We start from the raw sequence: 23,788 nt of genomic DNA, 5'->3' as shown, positions 1-23,788 counted from the left end.
CCTATGGCGCCTTCCGTTACCGCAGCATCACTGTCCCGCCTCCTCGGGACGTGGAACAACGGGACGGTTCCTGCCTACCGCAGTTTGGCGGACGTGGTGCGCCTCCTCATCCTGGATGGCAGACTGCCGCTGGACACGGCATTGCCCAGCGAGCGTGCGCTCTCTGAAGCCCTGGGCGTCAGCCGGACCACCGTGACCGCCGCTTATGCCAGCCTCCGCGACCAGGGTTTCCTGAGCAGCGGGCAGGGCAGCCGCGGCAGGACGCGCATCCCCCAACTCACCCCGTTCGGGCCGGCGCTTGTGGGCCCGCCACAGTCCAGCCCCCACCCGGCCCTGGCCGCTCCCGGGCTCGCTGCTCCGGACGGCCTGATCGACCTCGCGTACTCGGCCCTGCCGGCCAGCGGCGAGGTGGTGCACCGCGCATTCGCCGCGGCACTGACGGAACTTCCGGCGCTGCTGCCGGGCTTCGGGTACGACGCCATCGGACTGCTGCCCCTGCGCCAGGCGATCGCGGACCGGTATACGGCAGCAGGAGTACCGACCCACGCCGGCCAGATCATGGTTACCTCCGGCGCCCAACATGCGCTGACCATCGTTATCCGTACCCTGGCGGACCGGCAGGACCGGGTTCTCGTGGAGCACCCCAGCTACCCCAACGCGCTGGACGCCATCCGGGCAGCCAGGTGCCGCCCGGTTCCGGTGGCCTTCGCGCCAGGCGGCTGGGACCTGCCGGCCCTGGAATCAACCCTCTCCCGGCAACGCCCTAAAGTCGCCTACGTTGTGCCGGACTTCCACAATCCCACAGGCCTCGTCATGCCTGACTCCCAGCGCCGCAGGCTGGCCCGGGCCGCGTCCGCGGCCGGAACCGTCCTGGTGGTGGATGAGACCCTTCGTGAACTGAACCTCGACGGCGTCTCCACCACTCCGGTGGCAGGCTTCAGTTCCGCCGTTGTCACCATCGGCTCGCTCAGCAAATCGCACTGGGCCGGCCTCCGGACCGGCTGGATCCGGGCGTCCGAACCCATGATCCAGCGGTTCGCCGCTGCCCGCACCACCCTTGACCTGGGCGGTCCGGCCATGGAACAGCTTGCAGCCGCCCATTTGGTCCGGGCACTTGATGAGCCGCTGCCGGCCCGACTGCGGGCACTTCGCGACAACCGGGAAGCACTGCTTGAGCTGCTCGGGGAACACCTCCCGGAGTGGCAAACGATGCAGCCTGCCGGCGGCCTGTCCGTCTGGTGCCGGCTGCCCGAGCCATCCAGCACGGCCCTGGCCGTCATTGCCCCGGACTTCGGCATCCGGCTGGCGGCCGGACCGCGATTCGGAATCGGCGGCGCCTTCGAACGCAACCTGCGCGTGCCGTTCACGCTGCCGCCCGACCGGCTCGAGACTGCGGTACTGGCACTTCGCGCCGCGCAGGACAGGCTCGACGCCGCCCCCCAGCTCCGGCGGACCCTCAAGAAAGCACCGGCGGCTGCCATCGCCTGAGGAGTTTGCGCTCCCCTAGGAAGCCTGGCCCGCCCCGGCCGTTTTCGCACCGTTACCCCGCGCACGGGAATGTCCCAGACGCTGCTTTGCGGTATTGGTGCCGCGTCCGATGGGTATCTGCGCTGTGGCTTTCGCCAGCCCGAACAACGGCATTCCGCTGTACACGGTCTCGATTCCCGCCGCGGGCACCTGGTAGGTCTCGTGCCAGATGCCGACGTCCCCCGTTCCGGAAAGCTCCTTCATGAAGCGCCGCCATGGTTCAAGGTGGGGCGCCTCCCGGTCGGCCGCGAACTTTCGCAGGTGCTCGGGACTCTCCCAGTAGCTCACCAGCATGGTGGTGCGCCCGAACCACTGTTCGAAGCCCAGCATCCCGGATGCGGGATCGTTGGCAAGATGCCGGAGGATCCGCGGCATGGCGACGGCCACCTGTGCCACCTTGCCCACTTTCCACCACCGATTGGCCCGCATTCCAATCAGGAACACCGTTACGGACTCCCGCCCGGGATCTGCGGTGTAGCGGCCCGGAAATACCTGTTGCTCCATGAGAACTCCTCGATGAAAGGTCATAACATTGTTTCATAACAACGTTACGAAACAAGGTTATGAAACAATGGGATCCATGGCAAGACCTGTGGTGCACACCAGTTCCCTGCGTGAAGAGCTTTTGGCCGTCACGGCAGACCTTGTGGACCGCCAGGGGCCGGCACGGGTAACCCTCAGGGACGTTGCCGCAGCAGCCGGAACCTCCACGTCCGCGGTCTACTCGCTCTTCGGCGGAAAATCCCAGCTCCTCACCGCGGTGGTTGACAGCGGATTTCAGTCCTTCCATGAGTCGCAGGCCGCCGCAGCCCCGGGCGGCCTTCAGGGACTGGGCGTGGCCTACCGGACCTGGGCACTGGAACACCAGGCGCTGTACCGGCTGATGTTCGGCGGCGCACTGGCCGCGTACGTCGACTGCCAGCCCAGCCCGGAGGTCGCCGCCGAGGCCATGGTGCCCCTGATCAGCGCGGTTGCCGCAGCACAAAAGGCCGGCAGGCTGTTAGAGGCCCCGGTGGAGATGGTGGCGGTTGCCATCTGGGGCCAGGTCCACGGGCTGGTCAGCCTGGAACTGGCGCAGGTTGGTCCGCCGGACGCCGACTGGGCCGCGGCGTACGACTCCGCGCTGGACGCTATCGCACGCGGCTGGGCCGCCTGACTCCCCTGCATCACAGGCGTCCGGACACGTTCCCGTGGCGCCAATTCCGTCCCGACGCGCACATTGGCCAGCGCGGACCGTATGTCACGTGCGCCAGGCAATGTGCGGGTCGGCAGCTCAAGTGCGCGTCGCCGTCGGCGCAGGTCCGCGACGCGGCAAGGCTCCCACAGCGCCCCCGGTAGAATAGGCCGGTGATGCAATCCCCCCTTCCCGTGCGCGACGGCGTCAACGCCACGCGCCTGCGCCTCCCCGGGGAGGGCCCGTGGGACACCGCGATGGACTACATGATGCACCGCTGGGGGCACATCGACCCGCAGGGCATCGAGGACAGGTTCGACGCCGGCGAGATCGTCGGCGAGGGCGGCATTCCGCTGGACCGCGGCACGCCCCTCCGGGACCACACCTTCATCTGGTACTACCGCACGCTCCCTCCGGAGGAGCGGATTCCCGTGGAGATCACCATCCTCCACCAGGACGAGCACCTGCTGGTGGTGGACAAGCCCCACTTCCTGCCCACCACTCCGGGCGGCACGTACATCCAGGAGTCCGCCCTGGTCCGGCTGCGGAACCAGCTTGGCCTGCCGGACCTCATCCCCATGCACCGGCTGGACCGCATGACCGCCGGGGTGCTCCTGTTCTCCACCAATCCGCAGACGCGCGGCAAGTACCAGGTGCTCTTCGAAAAGCGGCAGGTCCAGAAGGAATACGAGTGCGTGTCCGCCGCAGAGCCGGCCCCGGGGCATCCCGCCGTCGAGTTCCCGGTGGTGGTCCGCAACAGGATGACCAAGTCCCGCAGCTATCTGCTGGCGGAAGTGATTGAGGGCGAGCCGAACGCCGAAACCAGGATCGAGCGGCTGGAAACGTTCGACGGCGGCCCTGCGATGAGTGCCCCGGGCACCGCCGCCGGTGGCCGCCTCGCCCGGTACCGCCTTGAGCCGCACAGTGGCAAGACACACCAGCTCCGGGTGCACATGGCGTCTTTGGGGCTCGGAATCCTCCATGACGCCTTCTACCCTGATCTGCTGGACAAAGCACCGGACGATTACGCCAAACCCCTGCAGCTCCTCGCCCGCGGCATCCGGTTCGTGGATCCCATCTCCGGGCAGCCGGTGGAGTACCGCAGCGGCCTGGAACTCAGCGAGGCCGCGCGGGCCCGTCGCTGAAGACGGGGCTCCTCACAGTCCCCGCATCACCGCGGCAGAGGCACGCAGCCAGGCCTCGCGGGTAGCAGGCTGCAGCGCCTGGTAGTTCAACCGTGCACCGGAGACGAGGGACCGGTCGTAGGGAACGTCCAGCACCTCCCTCGTCAGGCTCGCGAAATGCCTGCGCGCCCGGGCATGGAGCTGCACGTCGGTTTGCCGGGACGGTGCGGCGAGCAAGGTCACTGCATTGCTGACCTTGGCCTGGAAGCCGCGCTCGCGCAGTCCGTCGATGAGCCAGACGGCGCTGGCCACCGTGTCTTCCCGCAGCGTGGAGATGATCACCAGTTCGTCGGCAGCAGCCACGGCCGCCTGCCAGTTCGAGGACCGCATGTTGTTCCCGGTGTCCACCACGATGATCCGGTAGAAACGGCGCAGGGCGGTGTGCAGCCGGTCGAACTCGCGGCTGCCGATGGTGGCAGCGCCCGCAGCGTCCTCGTCCGAAGCCAGCACGTCGAACTGCGTTGAACCCTGGTAGCGCACGTAGCGGTCCAGGTCCCCGATCCGCCCCAGGACCGGGCTTTCGAAGCGGTCCACCTCCTGCAGCAGGTCCACGGCCGTGCGCGGGTGTACCGCCAGCGGCGCCCGCCACCCCAACGTGCCGCGGGTTTCATTGTTGTCCCAGGCGAGCGTGTAGCCACCGCGCTCGATGCCCATCGTGGCTGCGAGGAGCAGGGTGGCGGTGGTTTTGTGGGCGCCACCCTTGGGGTTGACGACGACGACCGTCCTGGGTCCGTCCAAACGGCGCTGCACGTCTTCCCTGGCATCCAGGTGGGCGCGTTCGCGGCGGCCGGGGGCAGGGTTGACGGCGTTGCCGCTGAGCCGGCGGACGGCACCCTGCCAGCCCGCTTCTGCCAGTATCGCCGGCGGTGTGGGCCGTTCGGCGAGGAAATCCTGGAGGGTGGGGACGGCGTCGCGCGTGGCTGCGGACGGGACTTCGATAGCCATGGCCGGCCTTCCTTTCTGTAGCGGCTTCCCTGCCGGGGCCGGTCGTGGTGCTGCCTTGTGCCCGGTCAGTGTGCTCCATGTGCCCCTGGCCAGCTGGCGAAGCAGGGTGAGGAGGACCAGCAGCAGCCGGTACAGCAGGATGGCGAGGCCGATCACTGGCAGGGACAGCATGAGGATGGACAAGATGGAGAGCGAGGCAGCCGCAGGGTCGCCCGCCCCGATGGCGCCGACGGCGGTCCCTGCGTGCTGCCGGACGGCGCCGGCAGTCTGCGCCAGGATGGCGGGCAGGCTCAGCAGCATCCAGCCGAGCGCCAGGAACAGGAGCGGCACTACCGTGACAACCCAGGCGGTGACGATGCGGCGGGCGAAAGGGCGGAGCTCCATGACGCGCGGATCCATCGGGCGCCCCGGCAGGAGGCTGAGCAGAACCGGACGGATCCGGGTGAACAGGTCGGGGACACCGGCAATGTCGGCAAGGACGAAGTAGCCGTCGAAGCGCAGCGTGGGCACCAGCTGCTGGAGCATCTCGAGATGCATCAAAGCGGCCGCGAGCAGGAAGAACCCCTGTCCGGTCAACAGGTACGCGCCGCCCAGCCCGATGAGGCACAGGCAGTTGAAGTACAGGCCTCCCAGGTCTGTACGGATCCTGCCCGCCCGGCCCAGCCGGTAGGAATCGGTGACGTCGGTGAAGAAGGCGGGAAAGACCAGGTAGACGCCGGCGCCGATGACCCCGGGCCGGGCCCCGCCGTACCGGCAGGCCGTGGCGTGCCCCAGTTCGTGGATCACGGCTCCTGCCGTCAGCAGGGCAACGATGCCAAGAAGCAGCGCCGGGGTGAGCAGCACCTGCTGCAGCGACGCCATCAGATCCCCCCGGGCGATGACCAGGACGTCGACGGCGGCCAACGCCAGCAGGACGGCAGCCACCACCGGCGGCCAATACAGCGGGGCCAGGACCGTGGCCAGCGCGTTCACGGCTTTTTCGGGCAGCAGGGTTCCCCGCAGGCGCAGGGCCAACAGCGGGTTGGCCTTCGGCAACGGTTGGGGCTTTGACGCGGCGGGCTGATCGGAGCCGCGGCCAGCGGTGTTGTGGACCAGGCCCATCGGTGCCAGCCTGGTGTCAATCAGGTGGAGCAGCCCGCTTACACCGAGTTCCCGCCCGTAGGCCTCGCTGACTTCCCGCGCCACGTCATCCGGGGACTTCGCCGGCGAAAGGGAAGCGAGCACCAGGTGGAGCAGCTCCGAGAGCTGGACGATCTGACCGTCGCTGCGCCGGACCAGGTAACTGCGGTCCTTGAGGCCTGATCCCTCAACCGGGCCGAGGAACACCAGCCCGGGTGCAGGGGACCAGCGCTGGTCGAACGCGGCATCCGGTGCTGTTGTCACTGTTCCCCGCCCATAGGTTGAGCCACACTAAGCGCGGTGGGCATGCCCCGGCATTGGAGCACGCCCACCGGATAAGGGTTACTGCAGGCCTACTGTTGCAGGACCAGCAGCTCCTGCACGGCAGCCGAGTTCGCCACTGAACCGATCGTTGCCGCATTGATGGCGAACGACATGTTCACAGCGATGACGGGGGCGACGTTGACGTTGAAGCACAGCGTTTCCCTCGCAGGAAGCAGTTCCAGGACTTCGGCGTCGAGTTCCCCGGGTAATAGCTCGGTTGAAGTGGTCATTGCATGTCATCCCTCTCCCCCGGGCATTACCCGGGTCCAGGTATTCGGACGGTAAGGACTACTGCTGAACAACAGTGATGCCCTGCAGCGCGGTGCTGTGTGCATTCGACCACAGCGAAGCCGCGTTCAGCGCTACAGACGTATTGGTCGCGTCAATAGCGGCCAAATTAAAGCTGTAGTCGGTTCCGAAGTACAGGGTCTCCCGCGAAGGCAACAGCTCTGCCTGCTGGCCTTCCAGTTCCTGGAAAGTGAGTTCCTTCATGTCAATCACCCCCTTTCGAAGTCTCCCGATCAGTCAACGCGGCGGCCCGTGGCGGTTACATTACTGGGCTGTTATTTTTGCGTTGTTTTTGCAATTGGGACGTGACAGCAAAGGGCGCAGAAGCAAAATTGCGCGCATTTAGGAGGTAATACCCGGCGGTTATATATTTGTGGAAGATTACAAAGCGCACACAAGGGAAAGCAGGCGCCCGCTTATGGCGGACAACGAAGGCACGATGGTAATACGCGCTTGGGTAGAGCCGGCCCAAAAGCATGCACTGCGGGCCCGCTTGATTTCCAGCCAGCCGGGCCAGGACAAGGAAGTGGTCGAGGCGGCCGGCGACAAGGAAGAAATCCTCCTGGCCGTGCGGCGGTGGCTTGACCTGCTGCAGAGGGACCCAAACCTTACCGGCTGACATGGGATGAATGCCTGCCCGGCCCACGAAAGAATGTGCGCCGGCGGTACCTGACAGTCGACTATCCCTTGCAAAACCCCCTGCCCCCTCTGTTACTAAAGCGTCTTGACATGACGGGCCCAAGTGTCACGATGGTGAGGGGGTCAAGTGTTGCCGCGTAAAGGGGAATGGCATGACGGGGGCTCTCGCGCAGGAATGGCACTTGAGCCTGCTGGGCGCCTGGCGGTTGCAACGGGGCAACACCACCATGGCGGTAGCCAGCAGGGAGCAGCGGCTGATTGCCTGTGTGGGGCTCCTGGGCTGCCGCCACCGCAGTTTCCTTGCCGGCCTGCTCTGGCCGAAAAGCAGCGAAACACAGGCTGCCGGGAACCTGCGCACCACGGTCTGGTGCATCACCCATGCGTTTCCGCAGCTGCTCCGGGCAGGCGCCGCCACCCTTGAGCTTGACGAGTCGGTCAGGGTGGACGTGGCCGCCCTGCAGCGGCATGTGGCAACGCTGCAGGAACAGCCAGGGATTCAGGCCCCGGAGAGCTACCTGGACCACCTGACCCGGGCCGAGCTGCTGCCCGGCTGGTACGACGACTGGGTGGTCTTTGAGCAGGAACGGCTGCGGCAGCTGCGCCTCAGCGCCCTGGAGCACATGGCGCGGCAGTACCTGGCGGGAAACGAGCCAGGCAAGGCTGTCATCGCCGCGTTATCCGCGGTGAGCATCGAGCCGCTTCGGGAATCAGCGCATCTCCTCCTGGTCCAGGCCCACTTGGCGGGCGGAAACAGGGCCGCTGCAGTCAGGGCCTACACCATGTTCGCCAGCCGGTTGCAGGGCGAGCTCGGCGTTCTGCCCTCGAACCAACTGACCGATCTGGTGTCCGAGTTCCATCCGCGCTGAGGCTGCGGCCTTGCAAGTCCACCCCGCCGGGCGTGCGGAAAAAACCCGCCCGTCCAGGAGCTAAAAAAGTGCGGTAATTTGTGGCAATGGACTTCGGCAGCGCTGACAGCTGGGGGGCGGCCATCTACTTCTGGATCATCCCCGTGGTCCTCGGCGATGCCATCTTCCCGCCCATCCCGTCCGAGATGGTGGTGATCACCAGCGGGGCATTGTCCGCCGATGGCAGGACCAATGTGTTCCTGGTGGTGGCCCTGTCTGCGGTGGCGTCCTGGGTGGGCGACATGGTGGTCTTCCAGCTCTTCCGGAAACGGCTGAGCCATGTCCTGGACCGCTGGAGGTGGGGACGGCGGGTCCACCAAGGCATTCATGATGCGATCGCCAAAGCGGGCCGGTCATCCACGTACGGCACCATCATCGGCGCCAGGTTCATCCCCGGCGGCCGGCTTGCCACGTCAGCGGCAGCCGGCATCGCCAACGTGTCCGTCCGGGGCTTCAGCCTGTGCGCCGGCCTGGGCGCCTTGCTCTGGGCCTGCTGGCTGGTGGGCCTGGGCTACTTCACGGGTTCAGCCACCGGGCTGCCGTTCTGGGCCAGCTCGCTCATTGGGGTGGGACTCGGGCTGGTGGTCGGCGCCGTCGTCGGAATCATTGTCACCCGGCGCCGCGGCAACCGGTCTCCCGTGGAGGAGCCAGGGCCGCTGGCCTGACGTGCCCTAGACAGGTGCCCAGCGGCCGCGGCTGCGCCGGAGCACGCTGAGGGAACCGGTCAGGGCAACGCGTTCGACGGCGTCGCGCATCATCGCTGCCGATTCCCGCGCCTGGCGGTTCTCGCCGCTGTATTCCGTTGCCTCCACGAGGAAGCGCAGGTTCAGCTGCGGCACCCCGCCGGAGAGCTGCAGCTGGTGCGACTCAACGTGATGGCGCGTCCCCAGCGCCTCGACGGCGGCATCCATGACCGACTCCGGCGGGTTGCCCGGCCGGAGCCCGGTGATCTTCAGGCGGGTCTGGAACGAAGGCATGCCCTCCACCCTATCCAAACCGGCGTTGCGCCATCACTTTTGGTCCTTATCCCGCCCGGTTAGGGACCAAGAGTGATAGCGCAACGGATGGTCGGAGCTGTTAGCCGGTGTTGCGCAGGCCTGCTGCCACGCCGTTGACGGTGATCAGCATGGCCCGCTGGAGCCGTTCGTCGATTTCCGCCCCGCTGATGGTTCCGCTTTCGGCCCGGACGCGGCGCAGGAGTTCCACCTGCAGGTAGCTGATGGGGTCCAGGTACTGGTCGCGGACTTCCAGGGAACGCTTGAGGGTGGGCTGGGCGTCCAGGAGCACGTGCTCGCCGGTGAGGTTCTGGATCTCCGTGACGGTGAGCTCGTATTCCTCGCGGATGGTCCGGAAGATGTGGTGCAGGTCCTTCGGCACCAGGGTGTCCACGTAGTATCCGGCGATGTCCAGGTCCGTTTTGGCGAGGGTCATCTCCACGTTGGACAGCACCGAGCGGAAGAAGTGCCAGTGCTCCATCATTTCCACAAGCTGCGCCGAGTTGCCGGCCTCGCGGGCGGCCTTGAGGCCGGAGCCGACGCCGAACCATCCGGGCACGATCTGGCGGGACTGGGTCCAGCCGAATACCCACGGGATGGCGCGGAGGCCTTCCAGCCCTGCACCGGAGTCGGGGCGCTTGGACGGGCGGGAACCGATGTTCAGGGAACCAAGCTGCTCCACCGGGGTGGACGCCATGAAGTATGCCGGCAGGTCGGGGTGGTCCACCAGTTTCCGGTAGCGGTCAAAGGCGGCGTCGGAGATGGTCTCCATGACGTGCCCGTACCGTTCCCGCTGGTCTTCGGAGGTGCGGGGGTCGCGGTGCAGGGCGGAACCCTGCAGCACGGCGGCCAGGGACAGCTCGAGGTTTTCCCGTGCCAGCTCCGGCAGGGAGTACTTGTCCGAGATGACCTCGCCCTGCTCGGTGAACTTGATTTCACCTTCCAGGACGCCGTTGGGCTGGGCCAAAATGGCATCGTAGGTGGGCCCGCCGCCGCGGCCCACGGACCCGCCGCGGCCGTGGAACAGGCGGACCCGCACGCCGTGCTTGGCCGCCACATCGCGGAGCTTGCGCTGGGTCTTGTGGATCTCCCACTGGCTGGTCATCACCCCGGATTCCTTGTTGGAGTCCGAGTAACCCAGCATCACTTCCTGTACGTCCCCGCGCAGCCGCACCAGCTCCCGGTAGGACGGATTGGAGAGCAGCTGGTCGATGATCTCGGCCGAGGCGCGCAGCTCCTCCACGGTTTCCAGCAGCGGGGCAAACCCGAGCTTGGCGTAGGGCTTCTCGCCAAAGAGGTTCACCAGGCCGGCCTCGCGGGCCAGCACGGCGGCGGCCAGGACATCGTCCGCGCCGCGCGTCATGGAGATGATGTAGGTCTCGATAACGTCCGGGCCGTACGTGCGCAGGGCACGCCGGATCTCGCGGAAGACGTCATACGTGCCGTCAGCGGCGCCGTCGAGCTTGATGGGGTGGCCGGACAGCGGGCGGCGTGAAGCGAGCTCGGAGCCCAGCACCTCGAAGCGCTCCTCGCGGCTCAGCTCGGCGTACCGCAGGCCCGGTCCGCCGATGCGGTCCATCAGCTGGCCCACGGCGTCGTGGTGGTGGTCGGCGTGTTCGCGGATGTCCAGGGTGGCCAGGTGCAGGCCGAAGGATGCCACGGCGCGGCGGACACGGGCCAGGGCACCGTCCGCAGCGAGCGACGCCGAGTGGTTGCGGAGCGAGAGCTCCAGCAGCTCAAGGTCCGCCAACAGTTCGTCGGTCCCGCTGTAGTCCCGGCCGTGCTCGTGGTTGGAGTTGGCAGCCACCCGCTTGCCGGTGTTGATGAGCTTGGCCTTGATGCAGGTCAGTTTCAGCCGGTAGGGCTCCTGCGCGTTCAGTTCCAGGACCCGCTTGTCCAGGCCCGGCAGCTTCTTCAGGTCCTCGTCGATGGATTCCAGCAGCTCCCGGTCCGCACCGGCGAGCGCGGTGGAGTTGGACAGGATGGAGATGAGTTCGTCGATCATGCCGATGCTGATGCGCACGGCGTGCTGGTTTTGGATCTGCAGGATTTCGCGGGTGACGGCCGCGGTGACGTTGGGGTTGCCGTCGCGGTCCCCGCCGATCCAGGAACCGAACCGGATGGGGGCGTCCTGGGAGGCGAGGCTGACGCCGTGCTCACCCAGCAACTCGGACAGTTCGGTCAGCATCTCCGGCATGGCGTCGGTGAGGATGCCGCCCAGGTAGTAGATCGCGTTGCGGGCCTCATCCACGGGGGTGGGCCGGACCTGGCGCAGTTCATCGGTCTGCCACATCTGGTCAATGATCTCGGCGAGCTGCCGGTCCTGCCGGCGGCGGGCCGTGGTGCCCTCGGCTGTGGGCTGGGCGAGCACGTCGGAGAGCTTGCGGATCTTGTCGAGAACCGAACGGCGGGAAGCTTCGGTGGGGTGGGCGGTGAAGATGGGCCGCACGTCCAGGCCGTTCACCACGTCCTGCAGCACCGCGGGCCCGGCCTGGCTTGCAATGTCGGCCACGGTCTTGGCCAGCCAGCCGTCCTTCTCCGCCCGGGTCCGCAGACCACGGACGCGGTGGACCTGTTCGGCGGCGTTGGCGAGGTGGAAGTAGAACGCGAAGGCACGCACCAGGTCCGTGGCCTGCTCGATGGGCAGGGAGCCGAGGAGCTCGCGGACCTGGGCGACGACGTCGTGCGCGCTCCAGGGACCTGTGGCGTCGGCGCCGCCGCGGGCGGCCTCCTTGGACTCCTTCGTGAGGAGGCGGACCTGTTCCACGAGGTCCAGGAGTTCCGGCCCGTGCTGGCGGACCAGGGATTCGCCCAGCAGGGTGGAAACGCGCCGGACGTCTGCCCTCAGTTCGGAGGCGAGGTCTGTTTCGGGGTGTGCTGCAGTGTGAGCCATGGAAGCAATCTTTCGAGGGTTTCGGACTTGGCTCGTACACTGCGCTGGATACTGTGAGCCACGTTACTAGCTAAAGATGCTACCCGCAGGGCGGGGGCAAGGGTCAATCCGTCTCAGATAATGTCGTGCTCCGGGTACCCGACATGGCGCTTCACCAGCTCAAGCTCCGCCCGGAGACGCGCCACCTCCGTCACCTGTGCCGCCGACTCCGCAGCACGCCGGCGGTCCCGCACCGTGTTGGTGGCGAATGCCGCCACCCCCAGCGGCACCATCAGGGCCAGCGCCCAACCGGCCGCCGCAAAGTAGTCCAGCGCCACGGGCAGGGCCGCACGGAAGTCGACGAAGTCGTTGACGCCGTCGGCCATCCCGTTCATCACCCCGTCCAGGGGCCGCAGGGCCTCCCCCACCAGGGGCGTTTCAGCGAACGACGGCGGGTCCAGCCTTGCTTCCTTGTCGCCGCCCCAGCGCCCATCGCCCAGGTGGTTCAGGACATAGATGCCGGCGCCGACGCTGGCGGCCATGTAGGCGATGACGGCGGCGAGCGCGGCGAGGTCCGGACGGCGGGGCCGCCAGAAGAGCAGTGCCGCGGCACAGGCCAGCGCCGCGATCCATGTCAACGCTTTGAGCCACTCGCTGCTGATTCCTGCCAGGATGTCCACGCCACCTATTCAACCGCGCGGACCACCTTGATGTTAAAGTCCAGCGTGCCCAGGGCGCCGTAAAGCCGCAGCCACAAGGGAAGCACCATTTCGGCTCCCCTGGCCGTGGTGATGTCGCCCAGGTCGATGATGTCCCGGTGCCCCAGCGATTCCAGCAACTCCTTCACGACGGCTTTGGCGGAGGGATCGTCGCCGGAGACAAACACCGAGTGGTCCCCACCGGCAAGCCGCTCCGGGTCCACCATCAACCTCGCGTTCATCGTGTTGAGGGTTTTCACCACCCGGGCGTCCGGGAACGCCCGCTGGATCCTCTCACCCAGGCTGTCCGTATTGACCGGGTTCAGGACCGGCGGCATCCCCTGCGAAAAGTCCAGCGCATTCGCGACGTCCATGATGACTTTTCCGCGCAGCCGGGCCGCCCCTGCCGCGCCCAGCGCCGCAAGGGTACCGGCGCCGGTGGTGGCGTTCACCACCACTTCGCCGTTGCCGGCGGCTTCCGCGAAGGTGCCCAGGGTGACGTCCCGGTGGCCCGCATGCCACTCGCTGAAAGTCGGCCCGCCTGTCCGGCCGGGTACGCTCCGGGCGGCGGTACTTTCAGGGTCCCGCGTGCCCAGCGTTACCTCGTGCCCCAGTTTGACCAGCGCAGCGCTGAGTGTGCGTCCCACTGTTCCGGTTCCCAGGACGGCAATCTTCATGGCATCTCCCGTTGACGGGCAGCGGGCCGTCTGATGGTTTGACCCGGACCTGCTGTTCCGAGGGTACTCTGCGGTCCGTGGCAGGCAAGGTTCGGGATAAGGAATGAAGACGCCGTGGCGGCAGTTGTAGCGTGGGCACAGCCAACCGGAAGGAATCATGTCCATCACCCCAGACGCCAAGGTGGAGCGCTGGCAGCGCTTCCGCTCCAACCGGGACAAAGCGCTTGCCGCTCCCCACGGCTGGCTCACCCTGACCTCCTTCCAGTGGCTGGACGCCTCCCCCGCCGCCGTCGACCTGGCTCCCGGCCTGTGGTCCACGGACGGTACGACGGCGGCACTCACCGCGGTCCCGGAGGACGGGCTGACGCTGGTGGAGACAGGGGAAGCAGTGGACGGCACCATCACGGCCGTGCTCGCCGACGAGGAGTCGCTGATGTGGGTGCAGTTCGGCGGGGCGGACGGCGCCGGGGTGGTCGTCGAGCTCGCCATGCGGGGCGGGCGTTACGCGATCCGCACCAGGGACTCCAGTTCGCCCCTGTTCACGGAGTTCGACGGCGTGCCCACCTACGGCTACAACCCGGACTGGGAAGTCACTGCACGCTTCGAGCCGTACCCCGAGCCGGTGGAGGTGCCCATCGCCACGGCCAACCCGCTGGTGGACGGCGTCCACAGGACCGTGGGCGAGGTGGTGTTCCGCCTGCCCGGCAGCCCACACGAATTCCGGCTCCAGGCGGAGGAGGAAAAGCTCGGCGCCCTCACGGTCACCTTCCACGATGAGACCAACGGGGACACCACGGACGACTGGCGGAAGCTCTCGGCGCCCCGGCCCCGGCCCGGCGTGGATGGAAGTGCCACGGTGGTGCTCGACTTCAACCGGGCCATCAACTACCCCAGCGCCTTCACGCCGTACGGCACCTGCCCCATGCCCGTGAAGAACAACAGCCTGGACATCCGGGTGGAAGCCGGTGAAAAGCTGCCGTTCCCGAACGGGTGAGCCTGTCGGCAGCCCGTGATTGAGCCTGTCGAAATCCGGTTTCGACAGGCTCAACCACCGGCAGTCAGGCGATGGCCGACACGCCCGTGACGGCACGGCCAACGATCAGGGTGTTGATCTCGAAGGACCCCTCGTACGTGTAGATCGCCTCGGCATCGGAGAAGATCCTGGCCATCCGGTAGTCGGTGAGGATCCCGTTGCCACCCAGGATGGATCGGCCCAGCGCCACGGTCTCGCGCATCCGGGCGCTGAGGTAGGACTTCGCCAGGGCCACCGGCGGCATGTCCGCGGCGCCTTCGTCCTGCAGCCGCGCCAGGCCCGCCATCATCGCCATGCTTGCCACCGCGTTGCCCAGCATGGTCACCAGCTGCTGCTGGATCAGCTGGAACTGCGCCAGCGGACGGCCGAACTGATGGCGTTCGACGGCGTACTGCCGGGCGACGTCGAACGCCGCCAGCTGCTGGCCCACCGTCTGCCACGCCACCATGATCCGGGAGCCGCGCAGGAGTTCCTTGGTGTCCTCGAAGCTGCTGATCGCGGCGAAGCGGTCGGCTTCCGCCACCCGGACATCCTCGAACACAATGTCCGCGTTCTGCACTGTCCGCAGGGCGATCTTGTTCTCGATCCGGGTCCGGCTGACGCCCGGAAGGGTGGCATCCACGATGAAGCCGCGGACCGCCCCGTCAGCTTCGTCCCGCGCCCACACCAGCATGTAGTCGCAGAACGTCCCGTTGCCGATCCAGCGCTTGGCGCCGTTCAGCACCCAGGTGTCCCCGCCGCCGTCGGGCCGGCCTGTTGCTGAGGAGATCCGCCTGGCGCGGGTTTCCATCCCGCCCGCCACGTCCGAGCCATGGTTCGGCTCGGTGAGGGCGAACGCGCCGGTAATCCGCAGGCTGGAGGCGTCCGCCAGCAGCCGCTGCTGCTGTTCGGGGCTGCCGAAGGCGTAGAGGGACTCAACGAAAAGGTCGTGGTGGACCAGGAAGAAGGTGGCGATGGACGTGTCCACGCGGGTCATTTCGGCAATGACCAGCCCGGCGAACAAGTGGCTGTAGCCGCGCTGCGCCGGGGTGCTCAGTTCCAGGGCGGCCAGCTTCGGCAGGATGTGGGCGGGGAACTCGGCCTTGTTCCACCACTCCCCCGCGTAGGGTGCGATTTCGGTGGCCAGGAAGACCCTGAGTTCGGCCAGTTTGTCGCGTTCCGGCTGGCTCAGCAGGGATTCGTAGGCGAAGAAGTCCGCGGTGGGCAGGTCCACGAGATTGCCGGCGGCGGGGCTCATTTCGGCCCCATCCGGATGGCGCCGTCCAGTCTGATAACTTCCCCGTTCAGCATGGCGTTCTCCACAATGTGTGCCACCAGCCTTGCGTATTCCAGCGGTTTCCCCAGCCGCGACGGGTGCGGAACCTGGGCACCCAGCGAGTCCTGTGCGTCCTGCGGCAGGCCCGCCATCATGGGAGTTTCGAAGATTCCCGGCGCGATGGTCACCACCCGCACCAGCGAGCGCGCCAGTTCCCGGGCGATAGGCAGGGTCATGGCTGCCACGGCGCCCTTGGAGGCCGCGTAGGCAGGTTGCCCGATCTGGCCTTCGAATGCCGCCACGGAAGCGGTATTGATGATGACGCCGCGTTCCGGGCCGCCCAGTTCGGTGACGGCAGGTTCGGTGGCCACCATTGCCGCTGCCGCCAGGCGCAGCACGTTGAACGTTCCGAGGAGGTTGACCTGGACCACCCGGTTGAAGGCCTCCAGGGGCAGCACACCCTCGCGCCCCAGCACCTTCCCGGGTGTGGCGATGCCCGCGCAGTTCACCACGATCCGCAGTGGTCCCAGCCCAACAGCGGTGTCGACGGCGGCCTGCACCTGCGCCTCGCTGGTCACGTCAGCGGGGGCAAAGACGGCCGTCCTTCCGTCCGCTGAACGGTTGAGCTCGTCGGCGAGGTCCGCCCCGCCGGACGTGGGGAGGTCCAGGAGCACCACGGAGGCTCCGGCGTCGAACAGGGTCCGGGCGGTGGCGGCACCCAGGCCGGACGCACCTCCGGTGATGAGAGCGACGCTGCCTGTGATGTCCATCCATCCTCCTTGATGTGGCCCCGCACCGCGGCAGGCCGCGGAGTAACAGTTAGTGAATGTTAACTGAAATGCCCGCCGCCTGCACCATCCGCCGTTCCGGGCGGGCGGCGGGATGCCCGTTATGGTGGAAACCATGACCTCCAGTTCCGCCACTGATCCGGCCTGGCAGGGCCGGGCAGACCATGCCGCACACTCCGTTACCGCGCTGTTTGGCCGGAAACTGCTGTTCCTGCCGGGCACGCACCTGGCCGCCGTGACATGGCACCTCGGGCAGCCTGCGGGGACGTGGCAGGCAGCCCTGCAGCGGCTGGGCTCACTCGCAGGCCTGCAGTTTCCCTGGCACTACTGGTGGCAGGCCCACTACGTTGACTGCCTGGTGGATGCGGGCAGGCGCGCTCCCGCCAGCCCCCTCGCGGGCAGTTTGGCGTCCCGGCTGCTCACGGGGATGTGGCTGCGCAACGCGTTCACGTTCGTCAACAACTACTACGACGACATGGCCTGGCTCGCCCTGGCCACCCTCCGCCTGGATGCTTTGACCGGAGAGACGGGGGGATCTGGACGCCGCCGCAACGCAGCCGTCCGCGAAAGGCTGAAGCTCGAGTTCGATGCAGCCAGCACTGACCATATGGGCGGCGGTGTGTTTTGGAGCAAGAAGCGGGATTTCAAAAACACGCCCGCCACCGCTCCGGTTGCGCTCTTCTATGCCCGGACAGGTCAGCAGGCGAAGGCCCAGGCGCTGGTTGACTGGCTGGACAGGACCCTGTTCGATCCAGCCCAAGGCCTGTACCTGGACGGCGCACGGCTGAACGCCGCCGGTGACGTCCAGGTGGACCGGGCCGTCTACACCTACAACCAGGGTCCGGTCTTGGGAGCCCTCCTGGAGCTGGGCGGGGAGGCCAACCTCGCCCGCGTCGCCGAGGTGGTGGAGGCCGTAAACCGGCAACTGACCGTTCCCGGCGGCGGTACGGTTCTGCGCTGCGACGGAACGGGCGACGGCGGCCTGTTCACGGGGATCCTGTGCCGCTACCTGGCGCTCGCCGCTACGGATATCCGGCTTCCGGAACGGACCCGCGCCACTGCCGCGCGGCTGGTGACCGGTACCGCGGAGGCGTTCTGGAGCGGAAAGCGCAGCCTGGGCGCCGCCGAGCCTGGGGGAAATCACCCTGGCGGGAGCATCTTTTCGGTGCATGCCGCACGGCCGGCGGAGGAGACGTATCCCCGGGGAGCCGCCGTCGAACTTTCCACCCAGCTGCAGGCATGGATGGTGCTGGAGGCCGCGGCGGCCATCAGCTCCGGCAACCCCCGGGGACGTTCACTGGCGGATGGCGGCGAGAGGCGTGACGGCAGCACCCTTGAGTGACACCGGCCCGCCCTCCGCCGCCAGCCGGGCTTCCTTCTTGCCTGCCGGCGGAAACACCAGCGAGGTCAGCGTCTGGCGGCCGCCGTCCACGAACACCTCGAGGGAGGACCGGTCCACGTAGACCGTGAGATTCACCGTGCCGCCGCCGGACTTCGCCTCCACGGCACGCGCCTGCCGGTACTCGTCCGTGGCGGTCCGGGCTCCCGAGCCGGCCGCCCGGTCCGGCGCCCCTGCAACTACATCGCCGTCCCGGACCACGAAGGCCTTGCCGGTTTCAAAGTCATAGCCCACCGTGGCGTACGTCCTGCCTCCGCTCTGCAGCAGCAGCCGCGCTTCCCCTGCTGCTGAAGCCGGCTTTTCCAGCTCGATGTCAGCCTTGAACGCACCACTCTCCGGCAACCCCGGCAGGGGGATGTCACCCAAGGTGGCGCCCGGCACCTGGACGGGCTCGCCCTCCAGTGACTGCAGCGCGGGCGTCGGCGTGGATACCAGGGCCGGGCGGCCGCCGTCGGACTCCAGCCGAATGTCCCGCACCACGGAAGCCTCGCCAAACCAACCGTCGGTGGGGAGCTCGCGGGCGTAGGCCCAGTTGTTCATCCAGCCGATGGCGTGGCGGGACGCCTTGCGCTGGCCGTCCGTCAGGCGGGGGTCATCCCAGGTGGCGGCGGCGTAAAAGTCCGAACCGGCGTCGAGCCACTGGTGGCCGCCCTCCGGGGAGAATCCCTTGCCGTCCCAGGCGCCGGTCCAGTACGCCAGGCCGGTGGTGCGGCCCTCCTCCGCACCGTTGGCGCTGGCCGCCAGCACCCAGGTGCGCTTGGCGGGATCGCCGTCCACGTCCATCTGGAAGAAATCGGGACACTCCAGGATGCCCAGCCCGTCCCGCTCGAAAGCGGAGACGTAGGTCCACTGCTTGAGGTCCGGGGAGGTGTAGAAACCGATCTTGTGGCCCTCGGCCAGCAACATCAGCCACTGGTTGTTGGCCTCGTCCCGCACGATCCGCGGATCGCGCCAGTGCTCCGCGCCAGGGTTGTCCATCACCGGGTTCTGGTCGTAGTTTCGGAAGCTGTACCCGTTGTCCGTGGAGTAGAACAGGGACTGGCGCTGGACGCCGTCGTGCTGCTGGGTGAGGACGGCGATCACGGCCCCCTTGCCGAAGCCGGCGGTCCCTTCCGTGTCCACCACCGCGGAGCCGGTTTCGATGTCGCCCAGGCCGTTGCGGAACTTTTCGATGGCGACGCCCTCGTTTTTCCAGTGCACCAGGTCCGTGCTGGTGGCGTGGAACCACTCCGTGCCGTTCCCCTCCGGGTAATGGGCGTTGTAGAGGTAGTAGTAGTGCCACAGCCCGTCCAGGAAGAACGGCCGCTGCGGATCATTCATCCAGCGCTGCTCCGGCGTGAGGTGGTAGGCCGGGCGGTAGCCGGGGTTCTCTTCCGGTGGAGCCAGACGCGCCGCATCCGGCGCGGGCCATGACTGCTGAACGCCCAAGTCACTCAACAGGGCGTCCCGGGCTTCGGGGCTGACGCAGTCCGGAAGCTCCACTTTTGCAGGGTCTTCTTCCACCGTGCCGGCCATGCTGCTGCGAAGATAGACTTTCCCGTCCGTCCGCACACCGGCCAGCCAGCCCGTGCCGCACTCGATGCTGCGGATGTCTTCCGCTCCCTCCGCAGGGACGTCGCCGCCGCGTTCAACCAGGGTGGAATCGTTGCCTTTGAGCCAGAGGGAGGCGTAGCCGCCGCTCCGGTCCTTGGCTGCAGCCTGCGCAGCGGCTACCTCTCCCAGCACACGTTCGGCGGCAGCTGCTGCGCCCGGCCGGGCATTTCCGCCGCCGAGCACCAGGGAGACTGCCAGGACCAGGACAGCCGACGCGGCCACCGCCCACACGAGGGGGCGCCGGCTGGGGGCCAAGCTCTTGAGTGCGGGGAGTACGGTTCCGAGGATATTTCGGGGCATGGTTTCAATCCGTCGCTGAACGCACAAGTGCCGTCCCCCGGGTCGGGGAACGGCACCAGCGCAAGTGAACCGTCAATTTTACCGGCCCGGGGCACGGAACCTAATTACGTCCGGCGCGGGAGGTCACAAACCCGGTGGTGACAGGGCGTCGCCCGGACGCTTTTTCTGCGGATAAGGAGCCTCACCGCGGGCCAGCATCTCGACGAATCCGGCGATCCTGCGCTCCCGGGTGGCGGCCTGCTTTGCCGAATTGGTCCGGACGATGAGGGCGAAACGGTTGGCCCTGGTGAGGACATCGAACATCGCCTGGGCCGCCGGTACCGCGGCGATGGCGGCTGCCAGGTCGGGCGGCATTTCCGCCGTTGCCTGGCCGGCATAAGCGGCATCCCAGCGGCCGTCAGCCTTGGCGGCCTCCACGGCGGCCCAGCCGGCGTCGGCCATCTTTCCTTCCTCCTCCAGCCGCGCCACATAGGTGACGTTCCTGGCCGACCACACACTGCGGCGCCCCCGGGGCGTCATCCGCTGGAAGGAGCTTTCGTCATCCCGGCGCCTGGCCTGGCCGTCGATCCAGCCGAAGCACAGCGCCTCGTCCAGTGCGGCAGCGTAGTCCAGCTCCGTGACCTGCCCGCCTTTTTTGTGCAGGACCAGCCATACGCCGGGACTGCTCTGGTGGTTCGCCTCCAGCCAGCTCCGCCAGGCGGCAGCGTCCGGCACCAGCAGTTCCTCGAGTTCAATGGCCATGCGCCTATTCTGCTCCTGAAGTGCTGCGGAACAAGCGGTGCCCTTGCGGCGCCGCCCGTGGCATTATGGCCGTAAACGTCACCGCCGACACGAAGGACAGCCCATGCTCCGCGTCCGTCCCCTGCATTTCACGTCCGCCATCGACTCCTGGGAGCGGCTCCTCACGGCCCTGGGCCTGGTCCTCACCGAGGGCGACGGCGGGTTCCGCATCTTTGACGCCGGAGGGGGTCGCCTGGCCCTGCACGACGTCCCGGAAGGGGACGCGAGTGACGGAACCACGGCGTTCGCTGTCGAAGTGGGCGACCTCGCGGAATTCGCCCGCCGCACCAACCTCGCTGCCCAGGACGACGACGCCACGCCCGCGGAGCCGGCCACCGCCGAACTGGTCACCGCCGACCACGGCGAGGCGTGCAGGATTACTGCACCTGACGGGTTCAGCTTCCTGGCGGACCAGGCCGGCACCGATGTGCCCTCACCGGACGCGGACCCGGCCCTGGCCGTCGTCGGGGTCTGGTTCACACCGGACACGGACGCCGCTGCCCGCACCCTGCGGCACGTCGGTGCCCGGCCCCGCCCGGTGCCGGACAACGACGAGACAGCGGACTTCACGGCAAAGAACGGTGGAATCCTCATCGTGCGGCCGGCGTCGGGGCCGCCGCGGTCCGGCCTGGGCTTTGAGTACGACGGCGCACTGGAACCTTTGCGGGACCGCCTCGCCTCCGCCGGGTTCGACGTCAGCCTCACCGAGGAGGCGTTCGGAAGCACCCTTCACGTCGCCAACCCGGACTCGGCCCGGGACGGCGCGCCCTCCGTGCCCGCAACGGTCTGGATCTCGCAGCACCGTCCCATGGGGTAGAACTTAACCATGAACGTGCGCACACCTGACCCGAACCCCGGCTGGCTTTCCGAAGAAGACCTCTTTGAGGCGCGCGGGCGGCTGCCCATGGTCTACGTGGAGGCAGTACCGGTCAGGCTGGACCCCTTGGGTTACGTGAACGAAGTGGGCACGCTGCTGCAGGCCGACGAGGACGGGACGATGGTCCGGTCCCTGGTGTCCGGCCGCGTCATCTACCGCGAAACCATCCGCGCCGCCCTGCTCCGGCACATGGAAAAGGACCTGGGACCGCTGGCGTTCCCGCAGCTGCCCATCAGCCCGGTTCCCTTCACGGTGGCCGAATACTTCCCGGCGCCGTCCCAGACCGGTTTCACCGACGAGCGGCAACACGCCGTGTCCCTGGCGTATGTCATCCCGGTGACGGGCGAGTGCGAGCCCCGCCAGGACGCCCTGGAACTGACGTGGATGACCCCTGAGGAAGTCCTCAGCCCCGGCGTCCAGATGGAGTTTTCCGGCGGCCGCGGCGGGCTGATCCGGCAGGCGCTGGCCTTTGCAGGCGTGGGCTCCTAACGCCCTCGCCGGAACCTGGGGGTCCCCGATATTAGGTGCCCGCCTTTGTAGACTGTAGGGCGGACCGCAAGAGAACTTAAGGACTCCCATGACCGAAACACCAGCCGCCCGGCACCTTCGTGAACAGCAGGCTGGATCCCTGACCACCGGCAACCTCATCCTCCTGCCGGACGGTGAACGGACGGCCGAGATCCACCAGGTGGAGCTTGAGCGGGACGATTTCGGCGCGCCGGCACTGGTGCTCGCCAGCCTGACGGGCGGCGGGACGCTGCGCATCGCCGTCGGCTCCTCGGTAACGGTTGTTGAGGAGCAGTCCGACGACGTCACGCACCTTGCGCTGGCAACCTCCCCTTCCCAGGACGTAGGGCAGTCCCTTGAACCAGGGCACCCGGAGGAACCTGCCGAGGCCGGGCAGCCTGCCGAATCACCCCAGGAGCAGCCCGGCGAAAAGCCGGCGCCCGTCGCGTCGGTGCCCGCCGTCGTCGTACCTCCCCTTCCTCCTGTGCCGCCGGCCGCGAACGGTCCCAGCGAGGAGGAACTGGCCCTGATCCCGGCTCCTGCCGGCACCCCGGAATCCGTGGTGGAGGCCGCAGCGGAGGCGCATCCGGACGCGATGGGAGTCCTGCTGCTGACCGACCGGCTGGCCAAGGGCGTCAACTTCAAGTCCGGAAGCTGCCTCAAGGACCTCAGCGACCTCGCGCACGAGCTGTTCATCACCCTCAAGGACGCCGAAAGCTCGCTGGCTGTGGCCGACCTCCTCACGGTCCTCCCCTACGACGGAAACCCCGGGCGCTGGGCGTCGGTGGAGGCCTCCCTGGCGCTGGCCAGCTACATCTGCCGGCAGGACGGCCAGAATGAACGGGCAGCCGTTTACGAGAAACTGATTCGGACCCCGGAGAACCAGGAAACGGACCCGTTCAAGGCGCGGATGGCTGCCAAGGTCCGGCAGCGCTCGCTCAACGAGCCCAACCTGTACGACAAGGAAATTTTCCGCTCCATCGATAATTCCAACCACGACGCCGAGCGCGAATGGCGGCTGCTGCGGCTGGAATCCCTGCTGTTCCTGCGCGCGCACGGCGGGTCGGAAACCATCGGCATGGGCGAATTGGAGCGCCGCATCAGCAACGAGCTTGAGGCCGTCCGCGCATAACAAATAGCCCCTACCCGGGGCCGGGCCTTAGTTGTACATTCGGGGCTATGACGAACAATCTCAGCGTAGTGATCAACGCCGATGCTCCGCAGGTCTGGACCATGCTGCGTGAACCGTCCAAGGTGGCCCAATGGCATGGCTGGCAGGCCGAGGACCTGGACGCCGAAATCAAGGAGATCTACTTTTCCGGCGATGTGGAGGAGGCTCCGGACCACACCAGCCTCACCGTCCATGGCGGGGACACCTTCGAACTCCAGCCCGTGGCGGACGGAACGCGCGTGAGCGTGACACGCGGGGCCCTGGACCACAACTCGGAGTGGGCCGCCTGGGACGAGGACATTACCCAGGGCTGGCTGACCTTCCTCCAGCAGCTCCGCTTCGCGCTGGAACGCCACCCGCACGGCAAACGCCACACCCTCTTCCTGCACCTCACCGAGGGGCAGGGCTCGGCGATCGAGAAGCTCGGGCTGGACTCGGTTCCGGCTCCCGGCGAGCCCTATCAGCTGACGTTGGGCACCGGTGAGGAAATCTCCGGCAAGGTCTGGTACCGGACCAGCCATCAGGTAGGGCTCACGGTCCACGGCTACGCGGAGCACGGCGAGGGGCTCCTGGTGGTGGCCGACCACCCTGCCATCAAGGATGTGCGCGAGGAGGGTGAGGGCTCCCTGGTCATCGCCTCCACGTACGACCTCGGCGCTGCCAAACTGGACGCCATCCGTTCGTCCTGGGACTCCTGGCGGTCTGAGAACTACCCCTCGTCGGAACCGGTGAGCTGAC

The 23,788-nt window shown here is 67.5% G+C and carries 24 protein-coding genes; 12 read left to right on the top strand and 12 right to left on the bottom strand.

Features of this window, described 5'->3' with window-relative positions:
* The first annotated feature begins 3 nt into the window (after nucleotides 1-3).
* Complete coding sequence (locus DXK94_RS19650; protein ID WP_115526199.1) at nucleotides 4-1,488, top strand: PLP-dependent aminotransferase family protein; 1,485 nt, start codon at nucleotides 4-6, stop codon at nucleotides 1,486-1,488.
* A 15-nt stretch (nucleotides 1,489-1,503) separates the two neighbouring features.
* On the opposite strand, the gene DXK94_RS19645 is transcribed toward DXK94_RS19650, so the two are convergent.
* Nucleotides 1,504-2,031, bottom strand: coding sequence for a DUF4188 domain-containing protein (locus DXK94_RS19645; RefSeq protein ID WP_115526198.1), 528 nt, complete (start codon nucleotides 2,029-2,031; stop codon nucleotides 1,504-1,506).
* A gap of 76 nt (nucleotides 2,032-2,107) precedes the next feature.
* On the opposite strand from DXK94_RS19645, the gene DXK94_RS19640 reads away from it, so the two are divergent.
* Both DXK94_RS19640 and DXK94_RS19635 read left to right on the top strand, forming a co-directional pair.
* The gene (locus tag DXK94_RS19640) at nucleotides 2,108-2,683 is read left to right on the top strand and encodes a TetR-like C-terminal domain-containing protein (RefSeq protein ID WP_258868630.1); all 576 of its coding nucleotides are present in this window, start codon (nucleotides 2,108-2,110) and stop codon (nucleotides 2,681-2,683) included.
* Between the two features lie 194 nt (nucleotides 2,684-2,877).
* Nucleotides 2,878-3,846, top strand: a complete 969-nt coding sequence (locus DXK94_RS19635) for an RluA family pseudouridine synthase (protein WP_115526197.1) — start codon at nucleotides 2,878-2,880, stop codon at nucleotides 3,844-3,846.
* A gap of 12 nt (nucleotides 3,847-3,858) precedes the next feature.
* Here the strand turns inward: DXK94_RS19635 and DXK94_RS19630 are convergent, their stop codons facing one another.
* The 3 genes from DXK94_RS19630 to DXK94_RS19620 form a co-directional block, all read right to left on the bottom strand.
* Complete coding sequence (locus DXK94_RS19630; protein ID WP_115526196.1) at nucleotides 3,859-6,213, bottom strand: hypothetical protein; 2,355 nt, start codon at nucleotides 6,211-6,213, stop codon at nucleotides 3,859-3,861.
* A gap of 89 nt (nucleotides 6,214-6,302) precedes the next feature.
* Entirely contained in the window at nucleotides 6,303-6,503 is a 201-nt protein-coding gene (locus tag DXK94_RS19625) for a hypothetical protein (protein WP_115526195.1), read from the bottom strand.
* Nucleotides 6,504-6,561: 58 nt separating this feature from the next.
* The gene (locus tag DXK94_RS19620; protein WP_115526194.1) at nucleotides 6,562-6,765 is read right to left on the bottom strand and encodes a hypothetical protein; all 204 of its coding nucleotides are present in this window, start codon (nucleotides 6,763-6,765) and stop codon (nucleotides 6,562-6,564) included.
* 214 nt (nucleotides 6,766-6,979) lie between these two features.
* Between DXK94_RS19620 and DXK94_RS19615 the strand changes: the two genes are divergently transcribed.
* From DXK94_RS19615 to DXK94_RS19605, 3 genes are all read left to right on the top strand, one after another.
* Complete coding sequence (locus tag DXK94_RS19615; protein WP_115526193.1) at nucleotides 6,980-7,180, top strand: hypothetical protein; 201 nt, start codon at nucleotides 6,980-6,982, stop codon at nucleotides 7,178-7,180.
* A gap of 172 nt (nucleotides 7,181-7,352) precedes the next feature.
* Nucleotides 7,353-8,066, top strand: coding sequence for a BTAD domain-containing putative transcriptional regulator (locus DXK94_RS19610; RefSeq protein WP_115526192.1), 714 nt, complete (start codon nucleotides 7,353-7,355; stop codon nucleotides 8,064-8,066).
* Between the two features lie 86 nt (nucleotides 8,067-8,152).
* Nucleotides 8,153-8,770 (top strand): DedA family protein, encoded by a 618-nt coding sequence (locus DXK94_RS19605; RefSeq protein ID WP_079598102.1) that lies wholly within the window; start codon nucleotides 8,153-8,155, stop codon nucleotides 8,768-8,770.
* Between the two features lie 6 nt (nucleotides 8,771-8,776).
* On the opposite strand, the gene DXK94_RS19600 is transcribed toward DXK94_RS19605, so the two are convergent.
* From DXK94_RS19600 to DXK94_RS19585, 4 genes are all read right to left on the bottom strand, one after another.
* Nucleotides 8,777-9,082 carry a hypothetical protein gene (locus tag DXK94_RS19600; protein WP_115526230.1) on the bottom strand — a complete coding sequence of 102 codons (306 nt, stop codon included), beginning with the start codon at nucleotides 9,080-9,082 and terminating at the stop codon, nucleotides 8,777-8,779.
* A 100-nt stretch (nucleotides 9,083-9,182) separates the two neighbouring features.
* Nucleotides 9,183-11,993, bottom strand: coding sequence for a phosphoenolpyruvate carboxylase (gene ppc, locus DXK94_RS19595; protein WP_079598104.1), 2,811 nt, complete (start codon nucleotides 11,991-11,993; stop codon nucleotides 9,183-9,185).
* A 113-nt stretch (nucleotides 11,994-12,106) separates the two neighbouring features.
* Complete coding sequence (locus tag DXK94_RS19590; protein WP_115526191.1) at nucleotides 12,107-12,652, bottom strand: hypothetical protein; 546 nt, start codon at nucleotides 12,650-12,652, stop codon at nucleotides 12,107-12,109.
* A gap of 5 nt (nucleotides 12,653-12,657) precedes the next feature.
* Complete coding sequence (locus DXK94_RS19585) at nucleotides 12,658-13,347, bottom strand: NADPH-dependent F420 reductase (protein WP_115526190.1); 690 nt, start codon at nucleotides 13,345-13,347, stop codon at nucleotides 12,658-12,660.
* Between the two features lie 157 nt (nucleotides 13,348-13,504).
* Between DXK94_RS19585 and DXK94_RS19580 the strand changes: the two genes are divergently transcribed.
* The gene (locus tag DXK94_RS19580; RefSeq protein WP_115526189.1) at nucleotides 13,505-14,341 is read left to right on the top strand and encodes a DUF1684 domain-containing protein; all 837 of its coding nucleotides are present in this window, start codon (nucleotides 13,505-13,507) and stop codon (nucleotides 14,339-14,341) included.
* A gap of 64 nt (nucleotides 14,342-14,405) precedes the next feature.
* Here DXK94_RS19580 and DXK94_RS19575 read toward each other — a convergent pair whose 3' ends face one another.
* Both DXK94_RS19575 and DXK94_RS19570 read right to left on the bottom strand, forming a co-directional pair.
* Complete coding sequence (locus tag DXK94_RS19575) at nucleotides 14,406-15,617, bottom strand: acyl-CoA dehydrogenase family protein (RefSeq protein ID WP_115526188.1); 1,212 nt, start codon at nucleotides 15,615-15,617, stop codon at nucleotides 14,406-14,408.
* Nucleotides 15,614-16,405: an SDR family NAD(P)-dependent oxidoreductase gene (locus DXK94_RS19570; RefSeq protein ID WP_115526187.1), complete on the bottom strand. Its 792-nt coding sequence runs from the start codon at nucleotides 16,403-16,405 to the stop codon at nucleotides 15,614-15,616. Before DXK94_RS19570 ends, DXK94_RS19575 begins: the two co-directional genes overlap by 4 nt.
* A gap of 133 nt (nucleotides 16,406-16,538) precedes the next feature.
* Between DXK94_RS19570 and DXK94_RS19565 the strand changes: the two genes are divergently transcribed.
* On the top strand, nucleotides 16,539-17,765 hold the full coding sequence (locus DXK94_RS19565; RefSeq protein ID WP_115526229.1) for a glycoside hydrolase family 76 protein: 1,227 nt from the start codon (nucleotides 16,539-16,541) through the stop codon (nucleotides 17,763-17,765).
* On the opposite strand, the gene DXK94_RS19560 is transcribed toward DXK94_RS19565, so the two are convergent.
* Nucleotides 17,718-19,715 carry a glycoside hydrolase family 32 protein gene (locus DXK94_RS19560; RefSeq protein WP_115526186.1) on the bottom strand — a complete coding sequence of 666 codons (1,998 nt, stop codon included), beginning with the start codon at nucleotides 19,713-19,715 and terminating at the stop codon, nucleotides 17,718-17,720. The genes DXK94_RS19565 and DXK94_RS19560 overlap by 48 nt on opposite strands.
* A 123-nt stretch (nucleotides 19,716-19,838) precedes the next feature.
* Complete coding sequence (locus DXK94_RS19555) at nucleotides 19,839-20,456, bottom strand: YdeI family protein (protein WP_115526185.1); 618 nt, start codon at nucleotides 20,454-20,456, stop codon at nucleotides 19,839-19,841.
* Nucleotides 20,457-20,559: 103 nt separating this feature from the next.
* On the opposite strand from DXK94_RS19555, the gene DXK94_RS19550 reads away from it, so the two are divergent.
* The 4 genes from DXK94_RS19550 to DXK94_RS19535 all read left to right on the top strand — a co-directional run bounded on the left by DXK94_RS19550 (nucleotide 20,560) and on the right by DXK94_RS19535 (nucleotide 23,787).
* The gene (locus tag DXK94_RS19550) at nucleotides 20,560-21,312 is read left to right on the top strand and encodes a VOC family protein (protein ID WP_115526184.1); all 753 of its coding nucleotides are present in this window, start codon (nucleotides 20,560-20,562) and stop codon (nucleotides 21,310-21,312) included.
* A gap of 9 nt (nucleotides 21,313-21,321) precedes the next feature.
* The gene (locus tag DXK94_RS19545) at nucleotides 21,322-21,861 is read left to right on the top strand and encodes an NUDIX hydrolase family protein (RefSeq protein ID WP_079598113.1); all 540 of its coding nucleotides are present in this window, start codon (nucleotides 21,322-21,324) and stop codon (nucleotides 21,859-21,861) included.
* 88 nt (nucleotides 21,862-21,949) lie between these two features.
* Nucleotides 21,950-23,011: a DUF6707 family protein gene (locus tag DXK94_RS19540; protein WP_115526183.1), complete on the top strand. Its 1,062-nt coding sequence runs from the start codon at nucleotides 21,950-21,952 to the stop codon at nucleotides 23,009-23,011.
* 47 nt (nucleotides 23,012-23,058) lie between these two features.
* Nucleotides 23,059-23,787, top strand: a complete 729-nt coding sequence (locus DXK94_RS19535; protein ID WP_115526182.1) for an SRPBCC domain-containing protein — start codon at nucleotides 23,059-23,061, stop codon at nucleotides 23,785-23,787.
* Nucleotide 23,788 lies beyond the last annotated feature (1 nt).

Origin of the sequence: Arthrobacter sp. RT-1, assembly GCF_003367205.1 — a bacterium.
In the GTDB taxonomy this organism is placed as follows: Bacteria; Actinomycetota; Actinomycetes; order Actinomycetales; family Micrococcaceae; genus Arthrobacter.
This window is presented reverse-complemented; position numbering and strand designations above follow the sequence as displayed.

Bases quoted from the DNA above. Each gene is read 5' to 3' on its own strand.
- DXK94_RS19605 (WP_079598102.1), top strand. From the start codon at position 8,153: ATGGACTTCGGCAGCGCTGACAGCTGGGGGGCGGCCATCTACTTCTGG.
- DXK94_RS19615 (WP_115526193.1), top strand. From the start codon at position 6,980: ATGGCGGACAACGAAGGCACGATGGTAATACGCGCTTGGGTAGAGCCG.
- DXK94_RS19580 (WP_115526189.1), top strand. From the start codon at position 13,505: ATGTCCATCACCCCAGACGCCAAGGTGGAGCGCTGGCAGCGCTTCCGC.
- DXK94_RS19575 (WP_115526188.1), bottom strand. From the start codon at position 15,617: ATGAGCCCCGCCGCCGGCAATCTCGTGGACCTGCCCACCGCGGACTTC.
- DXK94_RS19535 (WP_115526182.1), top strand. From the start codon at position 23,059: ATGACGAACAATCTCAGCGTAGTGATCAACGCCGATGCTCCGCAGGTC.
- DXK94_RS19610 (WP_115526192.1), top strand. From the start codon at position 7,353: ATGACGGGGGCTCTCGCGCAGGAATGGCACTTGAGCCTGCTGGGCGCC.
- DXK94_RS19600 (WP_115526230.1), bottom strand. From the start codon at position 9,082: ATGCCTTCGTTCCAGACCCGCCTGAAGATCACCGGGCTCCGGCCGGGC.
- DXK94_RS19570 (WP_115526187.1), bottom strand. From the start codon at position 16,405: ATGGACATCACAGGCAGCGTCGCTCTCATCACCGGAGGTGCGTCCGGC.
- DXK94_RS19565 (WP_115526229.1), top strand. From the start codon at position 16,539: ATGACCTCCAGTTCCGCCACTGATCCGGCCTGGCAGGGCCGGGCAGAC.
- DXK94_RS19550 (WP_115526184.1), top strand. From the start codon at position 20,560: ATGCTCCGCGTCCGTCCCCTGCATTTCACGTCCGCCATCGACTCCTGG.
- DXK94_RS19625 (WP_115526195.1), bottom strand. From the start codon at position 6,503: ATGACCACTTCAACCGAGCTATTACCCGGGGAACTCGACGCCGAAGTC.
- DXK94_RS19540 (WP_115526183.1), top strand. From the start codon at position 21,950: ATGACCGAAACACCAGCCGCCCGGCACCTTCGTGAACAGCAGGCTGGA.
- DXK94_RS19620 (WP_115526194.1), bottom strand. From the start codon at position 6,765: ATGAAGGAACTCACTTTCCAGGAACTGGAAGGCCAGCAGGCAGAGCTG.
- DXK94_RS19650 (WP_115526199.1), top strand. From the start codon at position 4: ATGGCGCCTTCCGTTACCGCAGCATCACTGTCCCGCCTCCTCGGGACG.
- DXK94_RS19555 (WP_115526185.1), bottom strand. From the start codon at position 20,456: ATGGCCATTGAACTCGAGGAACTGCTGGTGCCGGACGCTGCCGCCTGG.
- DXK94_RS19635 (WP_115526197.1), top strand. From the start codon at position 2,878: ATGCAATCCCCCCTTCCCGTGCGCGACGGCGTCAACGCCACGCGCCTG.
- DXK94_RS19645 (WP_115526198.1), bottom strand. From the start codon at position 2,031: ATGGAGCAACAGGTATTTCCGGGCCGCTACACCGCAGATCCCGGGCGG.
- DXK94_RS19585 (WP_115526190.1), bottom strand. From the start codon at position 13,347: ATGAAGATTGCCGTCCTGGGAACCGGAACAGTGGGACGCACACTCAGC.
- DXK94_RS19560 (WP_115526186.1), bottom strand. From the start codon at position 19,715: ATGCCCCGAAATATCCTCGGAACCGTACTCCCCGCACTCAAGAGCTTG.
- DXK94_RS19640 (WP_258868630.1), top strand. From the start codon at position 2,108: ATGGCAAGACCTGTGGTGCACACCAGTTCCCTGCGTGAAGAGCTTTTG.
- DXK94_RS19545 (WP_079598113.1), top strand. From the start codon at position 21,322: ATGAACGTGCGCACACCTGACCCGAACCCCGGCTGGCTTTCCGAAGAA.
- ppc (WP_079598104.1), bottom strand. From the start codon at position 11,993: ATGGCTCACACTGCAGCACACCCCGAAACAGACCTCGCCTCCGAACTG.